General features: G+C 66.7%; 1 protein-coding gene. It reads left to right on the top strand.

The window, feature by feature from the left end; genetic code table 11:
- The coding region (locus PZA18_RS24430) for a calcium-binding protein (RefSeq protein WP_407951219.1) at positions 1 to 357 on the top strand (357 nt) is incomplete at both ends.

Below are 357 nucleotides of genomic sequence, written 5' to 3'. Positions count from 1 at the left end.
GCTATGGTCTGGCAGAGGTTCAAAAAGCCGTAGCCAGTGGCGGCAGCACTGGCGGTGGCACTGGCGGTGGCACGCCACCTTCCGGCAACTTTGACAAGACCCTCGACGGCACCGCCGCCGGCGAACAGCTGCTCGGCACGAATGGCCGCGACTGGATTCGCGCCCTGGGTGGTAACGACCAGCTCTACGGCTTCAGCGGCAACGACCTGCTGCAGGGCGGTGACGGCGACGACACCCTGATGGGCGGTAGCGGCAACGCCGCCAATACCGGCGACGACAGCCTCGAAGGCGGTGCCGGCAAAGACCAGCTGTTCGGCGAAGACGGCAAGGATGGGCTCAAGGGCGAAGCCGGCAACG

The sequence above is a fragment of the Parachitinimonas caeni genome (genome assembly GCF_030129945.1).
Taxonomy (GTDB): Bacteria; Pseudomonadota; Gammaproteobacteria; order Burkholderiales; family Chitinimonadaceae; genus Parachitinimonas; species Parachitinimonas caeni.
Note: the sequence above shows the minus strand (reverse complement) of the source record. Positions and strands in the feature narration are given on the sequence as shown.